Here is a 21,589-nt window from a genome sequence, read left to right on the forward strand (position 1 = left end):
AGTACTCGCTGTGGAAAGCCGCAAATCCGAAGCATCGACGCTGGAACTCTCGCCGCCCTTACGCACAGGCGTGCTGGAGCGCATCTTCAAACTCAGCTTGCATGGCACCACGGTGAAGACCGAGCTGATTGCCGGTCTGACAACCTTCATCACCATGGCTTACATCATCTTCGTCAACCCGAACATCATGGCCGATGCCGGGATCGATCACGGTGCAGCCTTCGTCGCCACCTGCATCGCCGCCGCGCTCGGCTGCCTGCTGATGGGCCTGTACGCCAACTGGCCGGTGGGCCTGGCACCGGGCATGGGCCTCAACGCTTTCTTCACTTACACCGTGGTCGGCACCATGGGCTACAACTGGGAAACCGCGCTCGGTGCGGTATTCGTTTCCGGTGTGCTGTTCATGATCCTGACCTTCTCGCGGATTCGCGAATGGCTGCTCAACAGCATCCCGGTCAGCCTGCGCTTTGCGATGGGCGCTGGCGTCGGCCTGTTCCTCGGGCTGATTGGGCTGAAAACCGCCGGTATCGTCGTCGACAGCCCGGCCACCCTGATCAAACTCGGCTCCCTGCGTGAACCCGGCCCGCTGCTGGCGGCGATCTGCTTCCTGATGATCGCGATCCTCAGCTACCACAAGGTGTTCGGCGCGATCCTCATCAGCATCATCACCGTGACCCTCGCCGGTTGGGGCCTGGGCATCGTGCACTACGAAGGGATCATGTCGACCCCGCCAAGCCTGGCACCGACCTTCATGGCAATGAACGTCGCGGGTGTGTTCAACGTCAGCATGATCAGCGTGGTGCTGGCTTTCCTCTTTGTGCACATGTTCGACACCGCGGGCACCCTGATGGGCGTGGCTCAGCGCGCCAATCTGGTCAACGCTGACGGGCGTATCGAAAACCTTTCCCGAGCGATGAAAGCCGACAGCGCCTCCAGCGTCTTCGGCGCGGTGGTCGGCGTCCCTCCGGTAACAAGCTATGTGGAAAGTGCCGCGGGTGTAGCGGCTGGTGGTCGGACTGGTCTTACCGCAGTCACCGTGGGTGTGCTATTTATAGCGGCGATGTTTTTCGCACCGCTGGCCGGGATGATTCCGGCTTACGCCACCGCCGGTGCGCTGATTTATGTCGCGATGCTGATGATGGGCGGCATGGCGCACATCGAATGGGATGAAGCCACTGACGCCATCCCGGCGATCGTCACCGCGATCATGATGCCGCTGACCTTCTCGGTCGCCGATGGCATTGCGCTGGGCTTCATCACCTACGTGGCGTTGAAGGCCGGTACCGGCAAGTACAAGGAAATTTCCGTCAGCCTGTGGGTGCTCTGCGCGATCTTTATCGCCAAGTTCATCTTCTTGTAAGCGTCACGCGGTTCAAGCGTCAAACCAGCCTCACCCTCGCGGGTGGGGCTTTTGCACATTCTTGAGTACAACAAAAAAAGGAGCAAAGTGATGAGTCTGGAAACCTGGCTGCTGTTCAGCGGCGCGGCATTGGTGGTGATCCTGATTCCGGGGCCGCTGTCGTTGTTGATGATCAGCAACAGTCTGAACTACGGCTTGCGCCGCTCTTACCCGGCGTTTCTCGGCGGCGTGATTGCCTCGATCTGCCTGCTAAGTGCGTCGGCGTTGGGGCTTGGCGCCCTGCTGCTGGCCTCGGAACAACTGTTCAGCGCCCTGAAAATCGTCGGCGCGCTGTACCTGTTCTACCTCGCCTGGCAGAGCTGGCAGCAATCGCGCCAGCCAGCGGTCGGCGCCGAAGTGCCGCAGGCCGCTCCGGTGCCACGTTTCCGCACGCTGTTCGGCCGCGCGTTTGTCTTGGGCGCGAGCAATCCGAAGGACATTCTGTTTTTCGCCGCGTTTCTGCCGCAGTTCCTTAGCGCGCAACAGCCGTTCCTGCCGCAGTTGCTGATCATGATTGCCACGTGGGTGGTGCTGGATCTGTGCTGCAAACTGGCTTACGGGCTGGGTGCACATGGCGCGGCGCGCTATCTGCGCAGCGGCAAGGGACAGAGCTGGTTTAACCGGGTGAGTGCCGGACTGTTCAGTGGTGCGGGCGCTGCGTCGCTGTTGAGCCGCTGACAGCAAAAGCTTCGCGAGCAAGCCCGCTCCCACATTTGGAATGCATTCCCTTGTGGGAGCGAGCTTGCTCGCGAAGGCGTCAGACCAGACAGCACTATCCTCCAAGCGAAAAAAAGCCCGCAGTGTGAGCGGGCGAAAGACCAAAGAAGCTATATGCGCAGTCGCTTCCCGGTGGGGGCAGCTGCTTGGGGGTCAGCTGCCCCGATAGGTGGAATAGCTGTAAGGCGAGATCAGCAGGGGTACGTGGTAATGATCCTGCTCGGCGGAGATGCCGAAACGCAGCACCACAACGTCGAGGAACGCCGGCTCCGGCAGTTGCACGCCACGGGCGCGGTAGTAATCGCCGGCGTGGAACTGCACCTGATAGACCCCGGTGCGGTAGTCATCGCCTTGCAGCAGCGGCGCATCGACCCGGCCATCGCTGTTGGTTATCGCACTGGCGACCAATTCCAGGTGCGAACCTTCAACGCGGTACAGCTCGACCTTGATCGAGCTGCCCGGGCAACCGTGTGCAGCGTCCAAAACATGTGTTGTCAAACGTCCCATTGATTCTGCGCGCCTGGCCGCAAAGAGCAGTCAGACTTCGCGCCTCCCGAAGTCAGGTAAAAAGGAGACCGCACCGATTCGGAGCACGAAAAGTTGCGGCGAGCGACTGATTAAGACACTTTTCAAAAAAATTGTACACAATAAAAACGACATTTTTCACCTCACCCCCGCCATTCGGGCGTTTACCCCTGATCTGCCCCTCAAGCGCCTGCCTATTGAACCTCACAGCCATTAGCTGACTGATCAGGCAGGTTTCTTGCAGGTTTATGCCATTAGCAGCAAAAGAAGACAGTCGGTGAAAAATGCGAAAATTCAGGCTTACAAATTGCGAATAAAGTTGTATACAATCAGCCCATCGCTGTGACGCCAGCCTGTGCAGGCCGTTACACAAACCTGTCAACGAATAAGAAGGAAGACTGCAGTGAGCGCTGACTACCCACGCGACCTGATCGGTTACGGCAGTAACCCTCCTCACCCACACTGGCCGGGCAACGCGCGCATCGCCCTGTCCTTCGTGCTCAATTACGAAGAAGGCGGCGAGCGCAACATCCTGCACGGCGACAAAGAATCCGAAGCCTTCCTCTCCGAGATGGTCGCTGCTCAACCGCTGCAAGGCGCGCGCAACATGAGCATGGAATCGCTTTACGAGTATGGCAGCCGCGCCGGCGTATGGCGGATCCTGAAACTGTTCAAGGAATTCGACATTCCCCTGACCATCTTCGCCGTGGCCATGGCTGCCCAGCGCCACCCGGATGTGATCCGCGCGATGGTCGAAGCCGGTCACGAGATCTGCAGCCACGGCTACCGCTGGATCGACTACCAGTACATGGATGAGGCGCAGGAGCGCGAGCACATGCTCGAAGCGATCCGCATCCTCACCGAACTCACCGGCGAACGCCCACTGGGCTGGTACACCGGCCGCACCGGCCCGAATACCCGGCGCCTGGTGATGGAAGAAGGTGGTTTCCTCTACGACTGCGACACCTACGACGACGACCTGCCCTACTGGGAACCGAACAACCCGACCGGCAAGCCGCACCTGGTGATCCCGTACACCCTCGACACCAACGACATGCGCTTCACCCAGGTGCAGGGTTTCAACAAGGGCGACGATTTCTTCGAATACCTCAAAGACGCATTCGACGTGCTCTACGCCGAGGGCGCCGAAGCGCCGAAGATGCTTTCGATCGGTCTGCACTGCCGGCTGATCGGCCGTCCGGCGCGTCTGGCGTCGCTCAAGCGCTTCATCGAATACGCCAAAAGTCATGAACAGGTGTGGTTCAGCCGTCGCGTCGACATCGCGCGTCACTGGCACGAAACCCACCCGTACCAAGGGGCCGCCCAATGAGCCGCTTTCAAACCCTGCAACCGTCGACCCTGAGCCGCGACGCCTTCGTCAAAGCCTTCGCCGACATCTACGAACATTCGCCATGGGTGGCCGAGAAGGCTTACGACCTGGGCGTGGACGCATCGATCGACGAGATCGAAACCCTGCACCAGCGCATGAGCGACATCCTGTTGAGCGCCGATCACGCCAGTCAACTGGCACTGATCAACGCTCACCCGGACCTGGCCGGCAAAGCTGCCGTCCAGGGCCAACTGACCGAAGCCAGCACCAATGAACAGGCGGGCGCCGGTATTCACCAATGCACGGCCGAAGAGTTCCAGCGCTTCACCGAGCTGAACGACGCCTACAAGGCCAAGTTCAAGTTTCCCTTCATCATGGCGGTAAAAGGCAGCAACCGGCATCAGATCCTCGCGGCGTTCGAAACGCGCATTCACAACTCGGTCGACACCGAATTCAAATGCGCGCTGGCGGAGATCAACAAGATCGCCCTGTTCCGTTTACTGACTCTCTAGCGAAGCCTGGCCCGAGTGCATCAAACGCGGAGAGCACCCAGGGCCTTGCAAGCATCCCCAGCCAACTTATTAAAGGCAGACAAGAAGAATGAAAGCTTACGCCGTACCTTTCGAGAAGTTCGTCAACCTGGCCGATGCCCGTCTGGGCACCAAAATCATCTCGGTCACCGATGACTGGTTCGCAGACGCCAATCGTCTGTTTCAGCCGACCCCGGCCGTGTGGAAGGAGGGGGTGTTCGACGACAACGGCAAGTGGATGGACGGCTGGGAATCGCGTCGCAAGCGCTTTGAAGGCTACGACAGCGCGGTGATCCGTCTGGGCGTACCGGGTTCGATCAAGGGCGTGGACATCGACACCTCATTCTTCACCGGCAACTTCCCGCCATCGGCCTCGCTGGAAGCGTGCTTCCTGGCCTCGAGCGAGCCGGACGAAAACACCCAGTGGACTGAAGTGCTGTCGGCCGTCGAGCTGCAAGGCAACAGCCACCACTACCACGAAATCAGCAATGACCAAGCGTTCAGCCACTTGCGCTTCAACATCTACCCGGACGGCGGTGTCGCCCGTCTGCGCGTGTACGGCATTCCGTTCCGCGACTGGTCCGCGGTTGGCGATAACGAGCAAGTCGACCTGGCTGCAGCCCTTAACGGTGGCCGCGCCCTCGCCTGCTCCGACGAACACTTCGGTCGCATGAGCAACATCCTCAACCCGGGCCGTGGCATCAACATGGGCGACGGCTGGGAAACCGCACGTCGTCGTACCCCGGGCAATGACTGGGTGATCGTCGCGCTGGGCCATCCGGGCGAGATCGAAAAAATCATCGTCGACACCCTGCACTTCAAGGGCAACTACCCGGACACCTGCTCGATCCAGGGCGCGTTCGTCAAGGGCGGCACCGACAGCCAGATCGAAACCCAGTCGCTGTTCTGGCGTGAACTGCTGCCGAGCCAGAAGCTGGAAATGCACGCCGAACACACCTTCGTCGAGCAGATCAAGGCACTGGGCCCGATCACTCACATCCGCCTCAATGTGTTCCCGGATGGTGGTGTGAGCCGCCTGCGAGTTTTGGGCAAGGTCGCTAAATAAGGTTGAACCCATCGCTGGCAAGCCAGCTCCCACAGGTTTTGTGAACGCCACAGTCCACTGTGGGAGCGGGCTTGCCCGCGATGGCGATAGTTCTAACAACACAGAATTTTGGATAAGAAGAACAGCATGCGCACACTAACGATTGAACCGCTGACCAAAGAAGCCTTCGCCCCCTTCGGTGACGTGATCGAAACCGACGGCAGCGACCACTTCATGATCAACAACGGTTCGACCATGCGCTTCCACAAACTGGCGACGGTCGAAACCGCTACGCCTGAGGACAACGCGATCATCAGCATCTTCCGCGCCGACGCGCAGGACATGCCGCTGACCGTGAGCATGCTGGAACGCCATCCGCTGGGCAGCCAGGCTTTCATTCCGCTGCTCGGCAACCCCTTTCTGATCGTGGTCGCGCCACTTGGCGATGTACCTGTATCAGGCTTGGTCCGCGCCTTCGTCACCAACGGCAGGCAGGGCATCAATTACCATCGCGGCGTCTGGCACCACCCGGTGCTGACGATCGAAAAGCGGGATGACTTCCTGGTGGTTGATCGCAGTGGCACAGGCAACAACTGCGATGAGCATTTTTTCAAAGAGGATGAGCGTTTGATCCTCGCCCCCCACCAATAAGAGAAGGTCTGATCACTCGACAACAAGAGTGACAGGCGAGAGGTAAAGACTGTGGAAGCACATCTGTTGGAATGGCTGAACCTGAGCGTGCGCTGGGTTCACATGATCACTGGCGTGGCCTGGATCGGCGCGTCGTTCTACTTCGTCTGGCTGGAGAACAACCTCAACCGCGTCAACCCGAAAACCGGTCTGGCCGGTGATCTGTGGGCGATCCACGGCGGCGGTATCTATCACCTGGAAAAATACAAACTGGCCCCACCGTCGATGCCGGAGAACCTGCACTGGTTCAAATGGGAAGCCTATTTCACCTGGATGTCGGGGATCGCGCTGCTGTGCGTGGTGTTCTACTCCAATCCCGTGCTCTACCTCGTGGCACCCGGCAGCGGCCTGACCGGCCCTGAAGGCGTGGCCATCGGCATCGGTTCGCTGATCGCCGGCTGGTTCATCTACGACTTCCTCTGCGATTCGGCTCTGGGCAAGAAACCCGCCCTGCTCGGCTTCATCCTGTTCGTGCTGATCATCGGCGCGGCGTATGGCTTCAGCAAGGTGTTCAGCGGTCGTGGTGCGTATCTGCACGTCGGCGCGATCATCGGCACCATCATGGTCGGCAACGTGTTCCGCATCATCATGCCGGCCCAGCGTGCACTGGTCGCCGCGATTGCCGAGAACCGTACGCCGGACCCGGCGCTGCCGGCCAAAGGCCTGCTGCGTTCGCGTCACAACAACTACTTCACCCTGCCGGTGCTGTTCATCATGATCAGCAACCACTTCCCGAGCACTTATGGCAGCCAGTACAACTGGTTGATTCTGGCCGGGATCGCGGTGTTGGCGGTGTTGGTGCGTCACTACTTCAACACCCGTCACGACAGCCACAAGTTTGCCTGGACCCTGCCTGTGGCAGCGGTGGGCATGATCACCCTGGCGTACGTCACCGGCCCTGCGCCGATGCCGACCGCACCGGACGTGGCCAAGGCGCCAGCAAAAATCGAGTACCAGCCATTGCCGGAAACGGCACTGGGCGGTGGCGCGAAACCGGCTGAAGCGGCGGCACCTGCAGCGCCAGCCGCTCCGGCTGCCCCTACTGCCCCTACTGCGGCACCGGCGCAAGCGTCCAACGCAGGTCCTGCGTTCGACAAGGTGCACAACGTGATCCAGGAGCGCTGCGCGGTCTGCCATTCGGCCAAACCGACCAGCCCGTTGTTCAGCGCGGCACCCGCCGGTGTGATGTTCGACACCCCCGAGCAGATCCGCCAGAACGCCGCGCGGATCCAGGCGCAAGCCATCACCACGCAGATCATGCCACTGGGCAACATCACGCAGATGACCCAGCAGGAACGTGACCTGATCGGTGCATGGATCGCGCAGGGAGCCCAGACCAACTAAGCAACACAAATTGTGGCGAGGGAGCTTGCTCCCGCTGGGTCGCGGAGCGGCCCCTCTCTTTGCCTGAGGAGCAGGGACTGCTACGCAGTCCAGCGGGAGCAAGCTCCCTCGCCACAGACCTGATGCAAAGAAACAGCTGTGAGCCACCCGGCAGCTGTTCAATCACAAGAATAAAAAAGATCCGAGGTGTTGCATGTCCGAGCTGTCCAAAGCGCGCATCCCCGACGCACCCGCCATTCAGCGTTTGCCCCTTTTGCAACTGATCCTGGTCGGTTTGCAACATGTTCTGCTGATGTACGGCGGTGCCATCGCGGTGCCGTTGATCATCGGACAGGCCGCTGGCCTGAGTCGTGAAGAAATCGCCTTCCTGATCAACGCCGACCTGCTGGTCGCCGGTATCGCCACCATCGTTCAGTCACTCGGCATCGGCCCGATGGGCATCCGCATGCCGGTGATGATGGGTGCCAGTTTCGCCGCCGTCGGCAGCATGGTCGCCATGGCCGGCATGCCCGGTATTGGTCTGCAAGGGATCTTCGGTGCAACCATCGCCGCCGGGTTCTTCGGCATGCTCATCGCGCCGTTCATGTCCAAGGTCGTGCGTTTCTTCCCGCCTTTGGTGACCGGCACAGTCATCACCTCGATCGGTTTGTCGCTGTTCCCCGTGGCCGTGAACTGGGCCGGTGGCGGTGCCGCCGCGGCGCAATTCGGTTCACCGATTTATCTGGCCATCGCCGCTCTGGTACTGGCGACCATTCTGCTGATCCACCGCTTCATGCGCGGCTTCTGGGTGAATATTTCCGTGCTGATCGGCATGTGCCTGGGCTACGTGCTCTGCGGTGCGATCGGCATGGTCGACCTGAGCGGCATGGCCAACGCGCCGTGGGTTCAGTTCGTCACTCCGCTGCACTTCGGCATGCCGAAATTCGAACTCGCGCCAATTCTGTCGATGTGCCTGGTGGTGGTGATCATCTTCGTCGAGTCCACCGGGATGTTCCTCGCGCTGGGCAAAATCACCGGCCAGGAAGTCTGCCCACGGATGCTGCGGCGCGGCCTGCTGTGCGATGCCGGCGCCTCGTTCGTCGCCGGTTTCTTCAACACGTTCACCCATTCCTCGTTCGCGCAGAACATCGGCCTGGTGCAGATGACCGGCGTACGTTGCCGCTCGGTGACCATTGTTGCCGGCGGTTTGCTGATCGTGCTGAGCCTGCTGCCGAAAGCGGCATTCCTGGTGGCGTCGATTCCGCCGGCGGTGTTGGGCGGTGCGGCGATCGCGATGTTCGGCATGGTTGCTGCCACCGGGATCAAGATCCTGCAAGAAGCCGACATCGGCGACCGGCGTAATCAACTGCTGGTGGCGGTGAGCATCGGCATGGGCCTGATCCCGGTGGTGCGTCCGGAGTTCTTTGCGCATCTGCCGCTGTGGATGAGCCCGATCACCCACAGCGGCATTGCCATGGCCACCCTCAGCGCGCTGACGTTGAACCTGCTGTTCAACATCCTCGGCGGCGCTGAACGCACAGCGATCAACGACTGCCACGCACATCAGCATTAACGGAATCACTACAAAACCTGTGGGAGCGGGCTTGCTCGCGAAAGCGGTATGTCATTCAACATTTGTATCGACTGACACGCCCCATTCGCGAGCAAGCCCGCTCCCACAGGGACTGTGCAACACCCTGCCTCAACAATAAAAACAAGAGGGAGCAACCGATGATTCGCACGCAAACCAGCGTTCTGTTGAGTGGCGGCCTGCTGGCCGCGAGTCAGGCCATGGCCGGCGATTTACTGCTGTGGCAGACCAACAGCCTGAGCTACCTGTACGGCAAGAACTTCGCGATCAACCCGTCGATCCAGCAGACGGTGACGTTCGAGCACGCCGACAAGTGGAAGTACGGCGACAACTTCCTGTTCGTCGACAAGATTTTCTACAACGGTCAGGAAGACCGCAACAAAGGCCCGCACACCTTCTACGGCGAATTCACCCCGCGCTTCTCGTTCGGCAAGATCTTCGACCGGAAAATCGAGTTCGGCCCGATCAAGGACGTGCTGCTGGCGATGACCTACGAGTACGGCGAAGGCGACAGCGAGGCCTATCTGATCGGCCCCGGCTTCGACCTGAAAGTGCCCGGTTTCAACTACGTGACCCTGAACATCTTCCGCCGCCAGACCGAAGGCCCGCGCCCCGGCGACGGCGTCTGGCAGATCACCCCGGGCTGGTCGTACAGCGTGCCGCTGGGCAATTCCGACCTGTTGATCGACGGCTATCTGGACTGGGTGGTCGACAACGATCAGAACTCGCGCGGCACCTACCACGCCAACCTGCACATCAATCCACAGATCAAATACGACCTCGGCAAAGCCCTGGGCTGGAGCCACAAGCAGCTGTACGTCGGCACCGAATACAGCTACTGGAAGAACAAATACGGCGTCGAAAGCAGCCACAACCTCGACACCAACCAGAACACCGCCAGCCTGCTGGTGAAGGTGCACTTCTGAGATGGCCCGCAACCGTGCCCCATACCTGTCGTCGGTGCTCTGTTGCGGGGCACTTGAGAGCTGGCCGAGGAGTCAGTATTCTCCGCGGCCTCTTGAATTCGGTCTAAAAAAAAGCCCGGATTTAATTCCTGACCGACAAGCCAACTTATCCCGGCCCCGGTCAGTACCGAGGCATCCCGAAAACACGCGCAATCGACTGTTTTTCAGCAGCCGAACGGGCGTTTTTTTGCTTTTCGAAAGCGTTGGCCCAGCTCTTGCTATCACCAGCGAAGCTGACCGATCGGATGACTTTTGCAGCGACGAAAAAAGGCGCCACACCAGAGCGCCGATCTTAAAAAAATAAACGTGGAACACCTACTTTGGGAGCAACCGAATGAAACGTATGTGCACCAGCCTGATGCTCGCGGGATCGATGCTGGCCGGCGGCGAGGCCATGGCCGACGGCCTGCTGCAATGGCAGAACAACAGCCTGACCTACCTCTACGGCAAAGACTTCAAGGTCAACCCGGCGATCCAGCAGACCGTCACCTTCGAGCACGCCGATGCCTGGAAGTACGGGGACAACTTCCTGTTCGTCGACAAGATCTTCTACAACGGCAAGCCGGATGGCGGCGTCGGCAACAACACTTACTATGGCGAATTCAGCCCACGCCTGTCGCTGGGCAAGATCCTCGACCAGAAGATCGAATTCGGTCCGGTCAAGGATGTGCTGCTGGCGATGACTTACGAGTTCGGTGAAGGCGACGTCGAGTCGTACCTGATCGGCCCGGGTTTTGACCTGGCGATTCCAGGCTTCGACTACTTCCAGCTGAACTTCTACCAGCGCCACACCGAAGGCTCGCGCGCCGGTGACAACGTCTGGCAGATCACCCCGGTCTGGTCCTACACCATTCCGGTTGGCGACTCGAACATCCTGATCGACGGTTTCATGGACTGGGTGGTCGACAACGACGTCAACAGCAAAGGCGAATACCACGCCAACCTGCACTTCAACCCACAGGTCAAATACGACCTGGGCAAGGCGCTGAATTTCGGCGAGAAGCAGCTGTATGTCGGTGTTGAATACGACTACTGGAAAGACAAGTACGGGATCGACGACACCCGTGCGTTCACCACCAATCAGAACGTGACCAGTTTCCTGGTGAAGTTCCACTTCTGATCCTGGTATCGCTGGCGTCTGCAAGGACGCCTTCGCGAGCAAGCCCGCTCCCACACTGGTTTTGTGACCGACACAGAACCAGTGTGGGAGCGGGCTTGCTCGCGAATGGCTTCAGCACAAATATCAGGCCGGAACGAGCGCCTCGGTGATCCCGAGAAACCGGCACAGCTCCTCACGCTTGGCCAACGCATCGCGCCGTCCCAGGTCGATCAGCTCGCTGCAATACCCCGCCTCGAACAGCAGATAACTCAGCACCCCTGCCCCACTGGTCTTGGTCGCCCCCGGCCCACGCAAAAACAGACGCAACGCCGCCGGCAATTCCTGGCGATGTCGCGCGGCGATCTCGTCGATCGGCTGACTCGGCGCAATCACCAGCACTTCCACTGGCGCCACGCCCAACTCACGAGTCGGCACGCCCTCGGGCATCAGGCGGCTGAACTGGTTCAGACGCTGCAGCAACTCGATGTCGCTCTCCAGACTGTCAATGAACGTGCTGTTGAGCATGTGTCCGCCAATCTGCGCCAGCGTTGGCTGCTGACCGGTATAGGCGCGCTCCAGCGGCTGCTGCGGATCAAACCCGCGCGGGTTGCCGCTGACGCCCACCACCAGCACCCGACTCGCACCCAGGTGCAGCGCCGGGCTGATCGGCGCCGACTGGCGTACCGCGCCGTCGCCGAAATATTCCTCACCGATTTTCACCGGGGCAAACAGCAACGGGATCGCCGAACTGGCCAGCAGGTGATCCACCGACAATTGCGCCGGCACGCCGATCCGCCGATGGCGCAACCACGCATCGATCGTGCCGCCGCCCTGATAGAAGGTCACCGCCTGCCCCGATTCGTAGCCGAACGCGGTCACCGCCACCGCATGCAATTGCTTGCGCGCGATGGATTCGGCGATACCGGGCATGTGCAGTTTTTCATTGAGCAGGTCGCGCAGCGGCGAACTGTTGAGCAGCGCCACCGGCAGTTGCCGACCGATGCCGAGCAGGCTGTGACTGACAAAGCGGCTGGCTTGACGGATCACCCCCGGCCAGTCACTGCGCAACACCCGATGGCTGCGAAAGCCCTGCCAGAACAGCGTAAGGCGTTCGATGGCGGCGCGAAAATCGGTGGCACCACTGGCCAGGCTGACCGCATTGATCGCCCCGGCCGAAGTGCCGACGATCACCGGAAACGGATTGTCCGCGCCCAGCGGCAGCAATTCGGCAATCGCCGCCAGCACCCCCACCTGATACGCCGCCCGAGCCCCGCCGCCGGAAAGAATCAAACCTGTGACCGGTTCCGCTGGGCTCATCGCAACGCTCCATGGTGCTTGAAAGGGTGAGTGAATCAGCCGCGCCGTTTCGGGTAAAGCTTCGGCTCGCCCGGTGGACGGCTCTTGAAGCGGCGATGCGCCCACAAGTATTGCTCAGGGCAGGCACGCAGCGCACTTTCCACCCACTGGTTGATGCGGAGGCAGTCGGCCTCTTCGGTCTCCCCCGGGAAGTCTTCCAGCGGCGGGTGGATCACCAGTTTGTAACCGCTGCCATCCGCCAGACGCTCCTGAGTAAACGGCACCACCAGCGCTTTACCCAAGCGGGCGAATTTGGTGGTCGCGGTCACGGTCGCAGCCTGAATGCCGAACAGCGGCACGAAGATGCTTTGCTTGGCGCCGTAATCCTGATCCGGTGCGTACCAGATCGCCCGGCCTGAACGCAGCAGCTTGAGCATGCCGCGCACGTCGTCACGCTCCACCGCCAGCGAATCGAGATTGTGCCGCTCACGGCCCCGACGCTGGACGAAGTCGAATAACGGGTTTTTGTGCTCGCGGTACATGCCATCGATGGTGTGCTGCTGGCCGAGCAGCGCCGCGCCGATTTCCAGGGTGGTGAAGTGCGCGGCCATGAGGATCACGCCCTTGCCTTCGCGCTGGGCCTTTTGCAGATGCTCCAGGCCTTCGACATGCGCCAGTTTGGCCAGACGCTCACGGGACCACCACCAACTCATCGCCATTTCAAAAAAAGCGATGCCGGTGGAGGCGAAGTTTTCCTTGAGCAGGCGTTTGCGCTCGGCAGCGGATTTTTCCGGGAAGCACAGCTCCAGATTGCGCTTGGCGATGCGCCGCCGGTCGCCGGCCACGCGATACATCAATGCGCCCAAAACACGACCGATCGTCAGTAAAACCGCATACGGCAACTGCACGACCAGCCACAAAAGCCCCAGACCGCACCAGAGCGGCCAGAAGCGGGGAGAAAGAAAGGCTCTTCGAAAACGCGGGCGATCCATTAAAGCTTCCGTAAATTCAGTAGCCGCGCATTCTACATCGTTCGACCCGGCTTGCGGCTCGCGGGCGTTCTCGTTATAAGTCTCGGCACTTTTAGTGACAAGCCGTTGTATGCCGATATGAGCCAAAACGAAACGCCAGACCGAGATCCCGTGTTCCAGTTGAAGGGCAGCATGCTGGCCATCACGGTGCTGGAACTGTCCCGAAACGACCTCGACAGCCTTGATCGGCAACTGGCCGCCAAAGTCGCCCAGGCGCCGAATTTCTTCAGCAATGCACCGCTGGTCCTGGCGCTGGACAAACTGCCGCCAGGCGAAGGCGCGGTCGATCTGCCCGGCCTGATGCGCGTATGCCGCCAGCATGGTCTGCGCACCCTGGCGATCCGCGCCAGCCGTATCGAAGACATCGCTGCCGCCATCGCCATCGACATCCCGGTGCTGCCGCCGTCCGGCGCCCGCGAGCGACCGCTGGAAGCGCCGGAACCGGAAGTCAAAAAGAAGCCGGAAAAGCCGCCGGAGCCAACGGTCAAACCGACCCGCGTCATCACCACGCCAGTACGTGGTGGCCAACAGATATATGCCCAGGGTGGCGATCTGGTGGTGGTGTCCTCGGTCAGTCCGGGGGCGGAACTTCTGGCCGATGGCAACATCCATGTATACGGCCCGATGCGCGGTCGCGCACTGGCCGGCGTCAAAGGCGACACCAAGGCCCGGATTTTCTGTCAGCAATTGAGCGCTGAACTGATCTCCATCGCCGGGCATTACAAGGTTTCCGAAGATTTGCGCCGCGATCCACTGTGGGGCTCCGGCGTCCAGGTCAGCCTGTCGGCCGACGTGTTGAACATCATTCGGCTTTAACGGATACTGCCGCATTTTCCAAGCATCTCTAAAACGTAGCGAAAACGGCTCAAACGAAGTAGGAAAAAGGAACAAGCAGCGTTTGCCCCCGGCAAGTGCGACTTGCGCCGAATTCCAGCCAAGGCTGTCCGACTGCAGTAGTTTTCAAGAGATGTTTTTCAGGGGCTAAAAAGTCCTTCTTCCTTAGGGGTGAAACACCTTGGCCAAGATTCTCGTGGTTACATCCGGCAAGGGTGGTGTGGGTAAGACCACCACCAGCGCCGCTATCGGTACCGGCCTCGCTCTGCGCGGCCATAAAACAGTGATCGTCGACTTCGACGTGGGCCTGCGTAACCTCGACCTGATCATGGGTTGCGAGCGTCGCGTGGTGTACGACTTCGTCAACGTGGTCAACGGCGAAGCCAACCTGCAGCAGGCCCTGATCAAAGACAAGCGCCTGGAAAATCTCTACGTGCTGGCCGCCAGCCAGACCCGCGACAAAGACGCGCTGACCCAGGAAGGCGTGGAAAAAGTCCTGATGCAGTTGAAGGAAGACTTCGACTTCGTGGTCTGCGACTCCCCGGCGGGCATCGAGAAAGGTGCGCACCTGGCCATGTATTTCGCCGACGAAGCGATCATCGTGACCAACCCGGAAGTGTCCTCGGTACGTGACTCCGACCGCATGCTCGGCCTGCTGGCCAGCAAATCACGTCGTGCCGAACTCGGCGAAGAGCCGATCAAGGAACACCTCCTGCTGACCCGTTACAACCCGCAGCGCGTCAGCGATGGCGAGATGCTGGGCGTCGAAGACGTGAAGGAAATCCTGGCCGTGACCCTGCTGGGCGTCATCCCTGAGTCGCAGGCGGTCCTGAAGGCTTCCAACTCGGGCGTTCCAGTGATTCTCGACGACCAGAGCGATGCCGGTCAGGCGTACAGCGATGCCGTTGATCGTCTGCTGGGCAAAGAAAAAGAACATCGTTTCCTCGATGTTACGAAGAAGGGATTCTTCGAGCGCCTGTTTGGAGGTAGGTAATGAACCTTTTTGACTTCTTTCGTGCCAACAAAAAGCCAAGTACCGCCTCGGTAGCGAAAGAGCGTCTACAGATCATCGTGGCGCATGAGCGCGGCCAGCGCAGCACGCCGGATTACCTGCCAGCCTTGCAGAAGGAACTGGTCGACGTGATCCGCAAGTACGTCAACATCGGCAACGACGACGTACATGTTGCACTGGAAAGCCAGGGCAGTTGCTCGATTCTGGAACTCAACATCACCCTGCCCGATCGCTGAGTCGATCCGGCAGGAACGACGGCGGCTCAGGGCCATTCCCATCGCGGAATGGCCCTGAGCCGCCGTTGGCATTTGTTACGAGGCTGTTTTAATGCCGTTGTCCAACATCCGCATCATCCATCAGGACGCCGCCGTACTGGTGGTCGACAAACCGACGTTGCTCCTCTCGGTGCCCGGTCGCGCCGACGACAACAAGGACTGCCTGATCACCCGCCTGCAGGAAAACGGCTACCCGGAAGCGCGCATCGTCCATCGCCTGGACTGGGAAACCTCCGGCATCATTCTGCTGGCCCGTGACGCGGATACTCACCGCGAACTGTCGCGGCAGTTTCACGATCGTGAAACAGAGAAAGCCTACACTGCCCTGGCCTGGGGTCAGCCGGAACTGGACAGCGGCAGCATCGACCTGCCCCTGCGCTACGATCCGCCGACCAAACCGCGGCACGTGGTCGACCACGAATTCGGCAAGCATGCGCTGACCTTCTGGCGCGTACTGGAACGTTGCGGCGATTGGTGCCGCGTCGAGCTGACGCCGATCACCGGGCGCTCGCACCAGTTGCGTGTGCACATGCTGTCCATCGGTCACCCGCTGCTGGGCGACGGGCTCTACGCCCACGAACAGGCCCTGGCCGCCTGGCCGCGTCTGTGCCTGCACGCCAGCATGCTGAGCTTCACCCACCCGCAAACCGGCGAGCGTTTGCGCTTCGAATGCCCGGCACCGTTTTAAGCGCTGCCTGAGTGGCGGCGCTGTTTTCTTTTGGACAAGGATTCTGTTTTCGGATGAGTTGTATTGATTCCCTGGTAACCCCCCTCACGAAAGTTCGTCATCAACTGCTTTACCTGATTTACGGCAATCAGGATGTGTACCGGCGCGAAGCCAAGTTCAGCATCCTGACCGTACTGTCCCAGGCTAAAAACGGCGAGCGTCCGGCGATCCGCATTCTCACCGATCGCCCCGATGACTATGCGGGCTGGCCGGTCGACACGGTGTTGCTGGACGAAGCGACCCTGACCCGCTGGCAAGGCACCCACGGCTATCATCACCGCCGCAAGGCCTGCGCCATTGCCGCAGGCATGCAGTGGGCGGAAAAGACCTTGTTCGTCGACACCGACACCCTGTTCACCCGCCACCCGAGTCAACTGTTCAAATTCATCGAGCCGAACCGCTCGGTGATGGATCGCTTCGAGTACGACTGGAAAGATGTGCACCAGCGTCCCGACTATCAAAAACTCGGTCGCGACCTGCGCAGCCACGGCGTGACGCCGGATAACGGTTTCAAGCTCTACAACAGCGGCTTGTGCGGCGTGACCGACAGCGACTCAGCGCTGTTCGAAGAGTCGATCCGCCTGATTGATGAGTGGACACTCGGCGGCTTCGAAATCCACACCATCGAACAGATCGCCCTGTCGTATGCCATGCGCGAGCGTCAGGTGGTGGAAGCGCGCAAACACGTCTACCACTACTTCGCGGAAAAACGTTTCTTCCACGCGATGCAGACGTACTTCTTCTCCCAGCACGGCGAGCAGTTCAGCCAGCGCCTGGTGGATCTGTGCAGCGATGTGCCACGGGTCAAGCCGTTCCCCTCGGCCTGGCGCCGATTGAAAATCAAATGGAAGCTGCGCCACCAGAAAGGTGCCCTGCGCAAGGTCGGTCGTGATCTGCTGTACGGCAGCGCCGCGCCGGAAGATCCGTACTACAGCGTTTGCCGACACGAATGGTGGGAATGCGCCTCGCGGGAAATTCTGCGTTGGGACGAGAGCCAGCAGAAAAAACTGCTGAGCCAGAAGTCCTGGCCGCAACAGCTGCCGCGTCCGGATAAACCGGAAGATGAAAAAGTCATCATGAACTACTTGAAAAAACGCGTAGCCGCCCGCTGATCCACACCATCCCCTGTGGGAGCGGGCTTGCTCGCGAAAGCGGTGTGTCATCCAAAAATCTGCATCTGACCCACCGCTTTCGCGAGCAAGCCCGCTTCCGCCCCGATCCTGCCCGGATTCAATTCCCGGGCCGATGCGTTAAACTCGCGCCCATTGCTGTCTGGAGCTTCTTATGCGCGAAGAGTTGAACCAAGGCCTGATCGACTTCCTCAAGGCCTCCCCTACCCCGTTCCACGCCACCACCAGCCTTGTTCAGCGTCTGGAGGCCGCCGGTTACGTGCGCCTCGACGAGCGCGAGCCGTGGACCACCGAGGCCAACGGCCGCTACTACGTCACCCGTAACGACTCCTCGATCGTCGCGATCAAAATGGGCCGCAACTCGCCACTGCACGACGGCATCCGCCTGGTCGGCGCTCACACCGACAGCCCGTGCCTGCGGGTCAAGCCGCAACCGGAACTGCAACGTCAGGGCTTCTGGCAACTGGGCGTTGAAGTCTACGGCGGCGCACTGCTGGCGCCGTGGTTCGACCGCGACCTGTCGCTGGCCGGCCGCGTCACCTTCCGTCGCGACGGCAAGGTCGAAAGTCAGTTGATCGACTTCAAGGCGCCGATCGCGATCATTCCCAACCTGGCGATTCACCTGAACCGTGAAGCCAATCAAGGCTGGGCGATCAACGCGCAGACCGAGCTGCCGCCGATCCTCGCGCAATTCGCCGGCGACGAACGCGTCGACTTCCGCGCCGTACTGACTGATCAACTGGCCCGCGAACATGGCCTGAACGCCGATGTGGTGCTGGATTACGAACTGAGCTTCTACGACACCCAGAGCGCGGCGGTCATCGGCCTGCATGGCGACTTCATCGCCGGTGCGCGCCTCGACAACCTGCTGTCGTGCTACGCCGGCCTGCAAGCCCTGCTCACTGCCGACACCGAAGAAACCTGCGTGCTGGTGTGCAACGACCACGAGGAAGTCGGCTCCTGCTCGGCGTGCGGTGCCGATGGCCCGATGCTCGAACAGACCCTGCGCCGCCTGCTGCCGGAAGGTGACGAGTTCGTCCGCACCATCCAGAAATCGCTGCTGGTCTCGGCCGACAATGCCCACGGCGTGCACCCCAATTACGCCGAGAAGCACGACGCCAACCACGGCCCGAAACTCAACGCCGGCCCGGTGATCAAGGTCAACAGCAACCAGCGCTACGCCACCAACAGCGAAACCGCCGGGTTCTTCCGCCATCTGTGCATGGCCGAAGAAGTACCGGTGCAGAGCTTCGTGGTGCGCAGCGACATGGGCTGCGGCTCGACCATCGGCCCGATCACCGCCAGCCACCTGGGCGTGCGCACCGTCGACATCGGCCTGCCGACCTTCGCCATGCACTCGATCCGCGAACTGTGCGGCAGCCACGATCTGGCGCACCTCGTCAAAGTGCTGAGCGCGTTCTACGCCAGCCGCGAGTTGCCTTAAAAGCTGAAAAGCTTCGCGAGCAAGCCCGCTCCCACATTGGAATGCATTTCAACCTGTGGGAGCGGGCTTGCTCGCGAAAGCGCTCGTGCAGACAACAAAGATTCATCGTAGAACCGAATCATTCCTGATACACATCACTCCTCGCTGCAGAAAGCGACCTAGACTTAAATCATCCCCCTTCGACAAGGCAGTCACCATGATTTCGATGTCCTCCTTCCACGCCATGCTCATTCCGATACTGTCCGGGATGATCCTGCTGGCGATCGGTTTCAACTTCCGCGACAAGAACGCCGGTGTGTTTGCCATGTGGGTCGGCATGCTGATGATCCTGGCGACCGTGGTCTACAAGATCCTCGCCAAACTCAACGAATAAATCCGCGCCCGGCTCGCATTGATTCTGGCTGCCTCGTACACTCGCTCAATTCGCCCCTTTGCGAGGTTGACCGCCTAGTGTTCGCTCGTCTGTTTGCTCTGCCCTGCCTGTTCCTTGTCTGCCTGATGACGCTGCTGCCGCTGGCCCCTGCCCAGGCGGTCGGATTGCCGGGCCTGCTCAACACCACCAAGACGCAGCCGGAGGCGCAAGAGCCGCTGGGCCAGTCGCTGGATGAAGTCATCAAGTCGCTGGAAAACGACAAGCAACGCGCACAATTGCTCAGCGATCTGAAAAAGCTGCGCGACGCCACCAAGAAAGCCCAGGCTTCACCGGAAGAAGGCGTGCTGGGCCTGATCGGCGGCACCTTGGCCAGCTTCGAGAAACAGTTCTCCGGTGACGACAGCCCGCTGACCCGCTGGTCCGACGAGTTCGATCTGGCCAGGGACGAACTCGACACCCTGATGTTGCCGGCCAGCGAATGGCTGCCGATCATCTTCGGCTTCGCGGTGATCCTGATGGTCTGGAGCCTGCTCGCCGCCGCGCTGATCTGGCTCGGTCACCGGGTGCGCATGCGCTTCGGCCTGACCGAAGAACTGCCGCAGCATCCCAAGGCCCTCGACATGCTGCGCTTCGCCCTGCGCAAGCTCGGGCCGTGGTTGATTGCATTGGTCATCACCGTTTACATGAGCTACGCGCTGCCGTCGTCATTGGGTAAAAGCCTGGCGATGGTGCTGGCTTATGCGCTGGTGGTCGGCACCTGTTTCTCGGCAATCTGCGTGATCGCCTTCTCGCTGCTCGACGGACCGCACCGGCACCGGGCGTTGTACATCCTGCGGCATCAGGCCTTCCGTCCGTTGTGGCTGATCGGCAGCTTCGCCGCATTCGGTGAAGCGCTGAGTGACCCGCGCCTGGTCGAAGGCCTCGGCGTGCACCTGGCGCACACCACCGCGACCATCACCAACGTGCTCGCGGCGCTGTTCACCGGGTTGTTCATCCTGCGTTTCCGCCGGCCGATCGCGCACCTGATCCGCAACCAGCCGTTGTCCCGCCGCCTGACCCGCCGCGCCCTCAGCGACACCATCGATATCCTCGGCACCTTCTGGTACGTGCCGGCGCTGGTGCTGGTCGGCATCTCGCTGTTCGCCACCTTCGTCTCCGCCGGCGACACCAGCACCGCCCTGCGTCAGTCGCTGATCTGCACGGTGCTGCTGGTGATGTGCATGGTGATCAACGGCCTCGTGCGCCGTCATTCACTCAAACCGCAACGCGGGCCGAAGCGCCATGCGTTGTACTCGGAGCGCCTGAAAAGCTTCTTCTACACCCTCGCCCACCTGCTGGTGTGGCTGATCTTCATCGAGCTCGGCCTGCGCGTGTGGGGCAAGTCGCTGATCGGCTTTGCCGAGGGCGAAGGGCATGACGTCAGCGTCAAACTGTTCAGCCTGATCGGCACGCTGATTTTCTCCTGGCTGATCTGGATCCTCGCCGACACCGCCGTGCACCACGCCCTCACCCGCTCGCGCAAAGGCCTGGCCAATGCCCGCGCGCAGACGATGATGCCGCTGATCCGCAACGTGCTGTTCGTGGCGATTTTCATCATCGCGCTGATCGTCGCCCTGGCGAACATGGGCATGAACGTCACGCCACTGCTGGCCGGTGCCGGCGTGATCGGTCTGGCCATCGGTTTCGGTGCGCAATCGCTGGTGGCGGACCTGATCACCGGCCTGTTCATCATCATCGAAGATTCGCTGGCCATTGATGACTACGTCGACGTCGGCGGCCACCTCGGCACCGTCGAAGGCCTGACCATCCGCACCGTGCGCCTGCGTGACATCGATGGCATCGTCCACACCATCCCGTTCAGCGAAATCAAAAGCATCAAGAACTACTCCCGGGAATTCGGCTACGCGATCTTCCGCGTGGCGGTGCCGTACAACATGGAAATCGACGACGCGATCAAACTGATGCGCGAAGTCGGCCAGAAAATGCGCACCGACCCACTGCAACGGCGAAACATCTGGTCGCCGCTGGAGATTCAGGGCGTGGAAAGTTTCGAATCCGGCAGCGCGATCCTGCGCGCCCGCTTCAAGACTGCACCGATCAAACAATGGGAAGTTTCCCGAGCGTTCAACCTGTCGCTCAAACGCCATCTGGACGAAGCCGGACTCGATCTGGCGACGCCACGCATGAGTGTGCAGGTCATCACTGCCGGCGGTGGCCAGCCGAAGGAATAGCACTTCGCGCAGACACTCGGGT

At 60.7% G+C, this 21,589-nt stretch carries 21 protein-coding genes; 18 read left to right on the forward strand and 3 right to left on the reverse strand.

Features of this window, described 5'->3' with window-relative positions:
• Positions 1 to 10 precede the first annotated feature (10 nt).
• Both V3W27_RS25325 and V3W27_RS25330 read left to right on the forward strand, forming a co-directional pair.
• Entirely contained in the window at positions 11 to 1,360 is a 1,350-nt protein-coding gene (locus tag V3W27_RS25325) for an NCS2 family permease (RefSeq protein WP_027613339.1), read from the forward strand.
• Between the two features lie 90 nt (positions 1,361 to 1,450).
• The gene (locus tag V3W27_RS25330; protein WP_003223174.1) at positions 1,451 to 2,077 is read left to right on the forward strand and encodes a LysE family translocator; all 627 of its coding nucleotides are present in this window, start codon (positions 1,451 to 1,453) and stop codon (positions 2,075 to 2,077) included.
• A 192-nt stretch (positions 2,078 to 2,269) separates the two neighbouring features.
• Here the strand turns inward: V3W27_RS25330 and uraH are convergent, their stop codons facing one another.
• Positions 2,270 to 2,623, reverse strand: coding sequence for a hydroxyisourate hydrolase (gene uraH / locus V3W27_RS25335; protein WP_003223171.1), 354 nt, complete (start codon positions 2,621 to 2,623; stop codon positions 2,270 to 2,272).
• A gap of 421 nt (positions 2,624 to 3,044) precedes the next feature.
• Between uraH and puuE the strand changes: the two genes are divergently transcribed.
• The 8 genes from puuE (at position 3,045) to V3W27_RS25375 (ending at position 11,235) form a co-directional block, all read left to right on the forward strand.
• Positions 3,045 to 3,971 (forward strand): allantoinase PuuE, encoded by a 927-nt coding sequence (puuE, locus tag V3W27_RS25340; RefSeq protein WP_096797017.1) that lies wholly within the window; start codon positions 3,045 to 3,047, stop codon positions 3,969 to 3,971.
• Positions 3,968 to 4,483: a 2-oxo-4-hydroxy-4-carboxy-5-ureidoimidazoline decarboxylase gene (gene uraD, locus V3W27_RS25345; protein WP_098967921.1), complete on the forward strand. Its 516-nt coding sequence runs from the start codon at positions 3,968 to 3,970 to the stop codon at positions 4,481 to 4,483. The genes puuE and uraD overlap by 4 nt, the downstream gene beginning before the upstream one ends.
• 88 nt (positions 4,484 to 4,571) lie before the next feature.
• Positions 4,572 to 5,567, forward strand: a complete 996-nt coding sequence (gene alc / locus V3W27_RS25350) for an allantoicase (RefSeq protein ID WP_330207812.1) — start codon at positions 4,572 to 4,574, stop codon at positions 5,565 to 5,567.
• Positions 5,568 to 5,693: 126 nt separating this feature from the next.
• The gene (locus tag V3W27_RS25355; protein ID WP_027613342.1) at positions 5,694 to 6,197 is read left to right on the forward strand and encodes an ureidoglycolate lyase; all 504 of its coding nucleotides are present in this window, start codon (positions 5,694 to 5,696) and stop codon (positions 6,195 to 6,197) included.
• 51 nt (positions 6,198 to 6,248) lie between these two features.
• Entirely contained in the window at positions 6,249 to 7,580 is a 1,332-nt protein-coding gene (locus V3W27_RS25360) for a urate hydroxylase PuuD (protein WP_330207813.1), read from the forward strand.
• A 193-nt stretch (positions 7,581 to 7,773) separates the two neighbouring features.
• On the forward strand, positions 7,774 to 9,132 hold the full coding sequence (locus V3W27_RS25365) for a nucleobase:cation symporter-2 family protein (RefSeq protein ID WP_330207814.1): 1,359 nt from the start codon (positions 7,774 to 7,776) through the stop codon (positions 9,130 to 9,132).
• A gap of 158 nt (positions 9,133 to 9,290) precedes the next feature.
• Positions 9,291 to 10,076: an outer membrane protein OmpK gene (locus V3W27_RS25370; protein ID WP_096797020.1), complete on the forward strand. Its 786-nt coding sequence runs from the start codon at positions 9,291 to 9,293 to the stop codon at positions 10,074 to 10,076.
• A gap of 373 nt (positions 10,077 to 10,449) precedes the next feature.
• A complete protein-coding gene (locus V3W27_RS25375) occupies positions 10,450 to 11,235 on the forward strand; it encodes an outer membrane protein OmpK (RefSeq protein WP_027613346.1) in 786 nt (261 codons plus the stop codon).
• A 123-nt stretch (positions 11,236 to 11,358) separates the two neighbouring features.
• Here V3W27_RS25375 and V3W27_RS25380 read toward each other — a convergent pair whose 3' ends face one another.
• Positions 11,359 to 12,531: a patatin-like phospholipase family protein gene (locus tag V3W27_RS25380; protein ID WP_115987793.1), complete on the reverse strand. Its 1,173-nt coding sequence runs from the start codon at positions 12,529 to 12,531 to the stop codon at positions 11,359 to 11,361.
• Between the two features lie 35 nt (positions 12,532 to 12,566).
• Positions 12,567 to 13,502 carry a lipid A biosynthesis lauroyl acyltransferase gene (locus V3W27_RS25385; RefSeq protein ID WP_098967916.1) on the reverse strand — a complete coding sequence of 312 codons (936 nt, stop codon included), beginning with the start codon at positions 13,500 to 13,502 and terminating at the stop codon, positions 12,567 to 12,569.
• Between the two features lie 117 nt (positions 13,503 to 13,619).
• On the opposite strand from V3W27_RS25385, the gene minC reads away from it, so the two are divergent.
• The 8 genes from minC (at position 13,620) to V3W27_RS25425 (ending at position 21,567) form a co-directional block, all read left to right on the forward strand.
• Positions 13,620 to 14,357: a septum site-determining protein MinC gene (gene minC, locus V3W27_RS25390; RefSeq protein WP_098967915.1), complete on the forward strand. Its 738-nt coding sequence runs from the start codon at positions 13,620 to 13,622 to the stop codon at positions 14,355 to 14,357.
• A gap of 199 nt (positions 14,358 to 14,556) precedes the next feature.
• Positions 14,557 to 15,369, forward strand: coding sequence for a septum site-determining protein MinD (minD, locus tag V3W27_RS25395; RefSeq protein WP_007960626.1), 813 nt, complete (start codon positions 14,557 to 14,559; stop codon positions 15,367 to 15,369).
• On the forward strand, positions 15,369 to 15,623 hold the full coding sequence (gene minE / locus V3W27_RS25400) for a cell division topological specificity factor MinE (RefSeq protein ID WP_003223146.1): 255 nt from the start codon (positions 15,369 to 15,371) through the stop codon (positions 15,621 to 15,623). Before minD ends, minE begins: the two co-directional genes overlap by 1 nt.
• A gap of 91 nt (positions 15,624 to 15,714) precedes the next feature.
• On the forward strand, positions 15,715 to 16,350 hold the full coding sequence (locus tag V3W27_RS25405; RefSeq protein ID WP_007960625.1) for an RluA family pseudouridine synthase: 636 nt from the start codon (positions 15,715 to 15,717) through the stop codon (positions 16,348 to 16,350).
• A gap of 53 nt (positions 16,351 to 16,403) precedes the next feature.
• Positions 16,404 to 17,501 (forward strand): hypothetical protein, encoded by a 1,098-nt coding sequence (locus V3W27_RS25410; RefSeq protein ID WP_330207815.1) that lies wholly within the window; start codon positions 16,404 to 16,406, stop codon positions 17,499 to 17,501.
• Positions 17,502 to 17,673: 172 nt separating this feature from the next.
• The gene (locus tag V3W27_RS25415; RefSeq protein ID WP_330207816.1) at positions 17,674 to 18,963 is read left to right on the forward strand and encodes a M18 family aminopeptidase; all 1,290 of its coding nucleotides are present in this window, start codon (positions 17,674 to 17,676) and stop codon (positions 18,961 to 18,963) included.
• Positions 18,964 to 19,159: 196 nt separating this feature from the next.
• Positions 19,160 to 19,336 (forward strand): hypothetical protein, encoded by a 177-nt coding sequence (locus V3W27_RS25420; RefSeq protein ID WP_007965354.1) that lies wholly within the window; start codon positions 19,160 to 19,162, stop codon positions 19,334 to 19,336.
• Between the two features lie 77 nt (positions 19,337 to 19,413).
• Positions 19,414 to 21,567, forward strand: coding sequence for a mechanosensitive ion channel family protein (locus tag V3W27_RS25425; protein WP_330207817.1), 2,154 nt, complete (start codon positions 19,414 to 19,416; stop codon positions 21,565 to 21,567).
• Positions 21,568 to 21,589 lie beyond the last annotated feature (22 nt).

This window comes from Pseudomonas sp. AM14(2022) (assembly GCF_036346455.1).
Lineage (GTDB): Bacteria > Pseudomonadota > Gammaproteobacteria > Pseudomonadales > Pseudomonadaceae > Aquipseudomonas > Aquipseudomonas putida_A.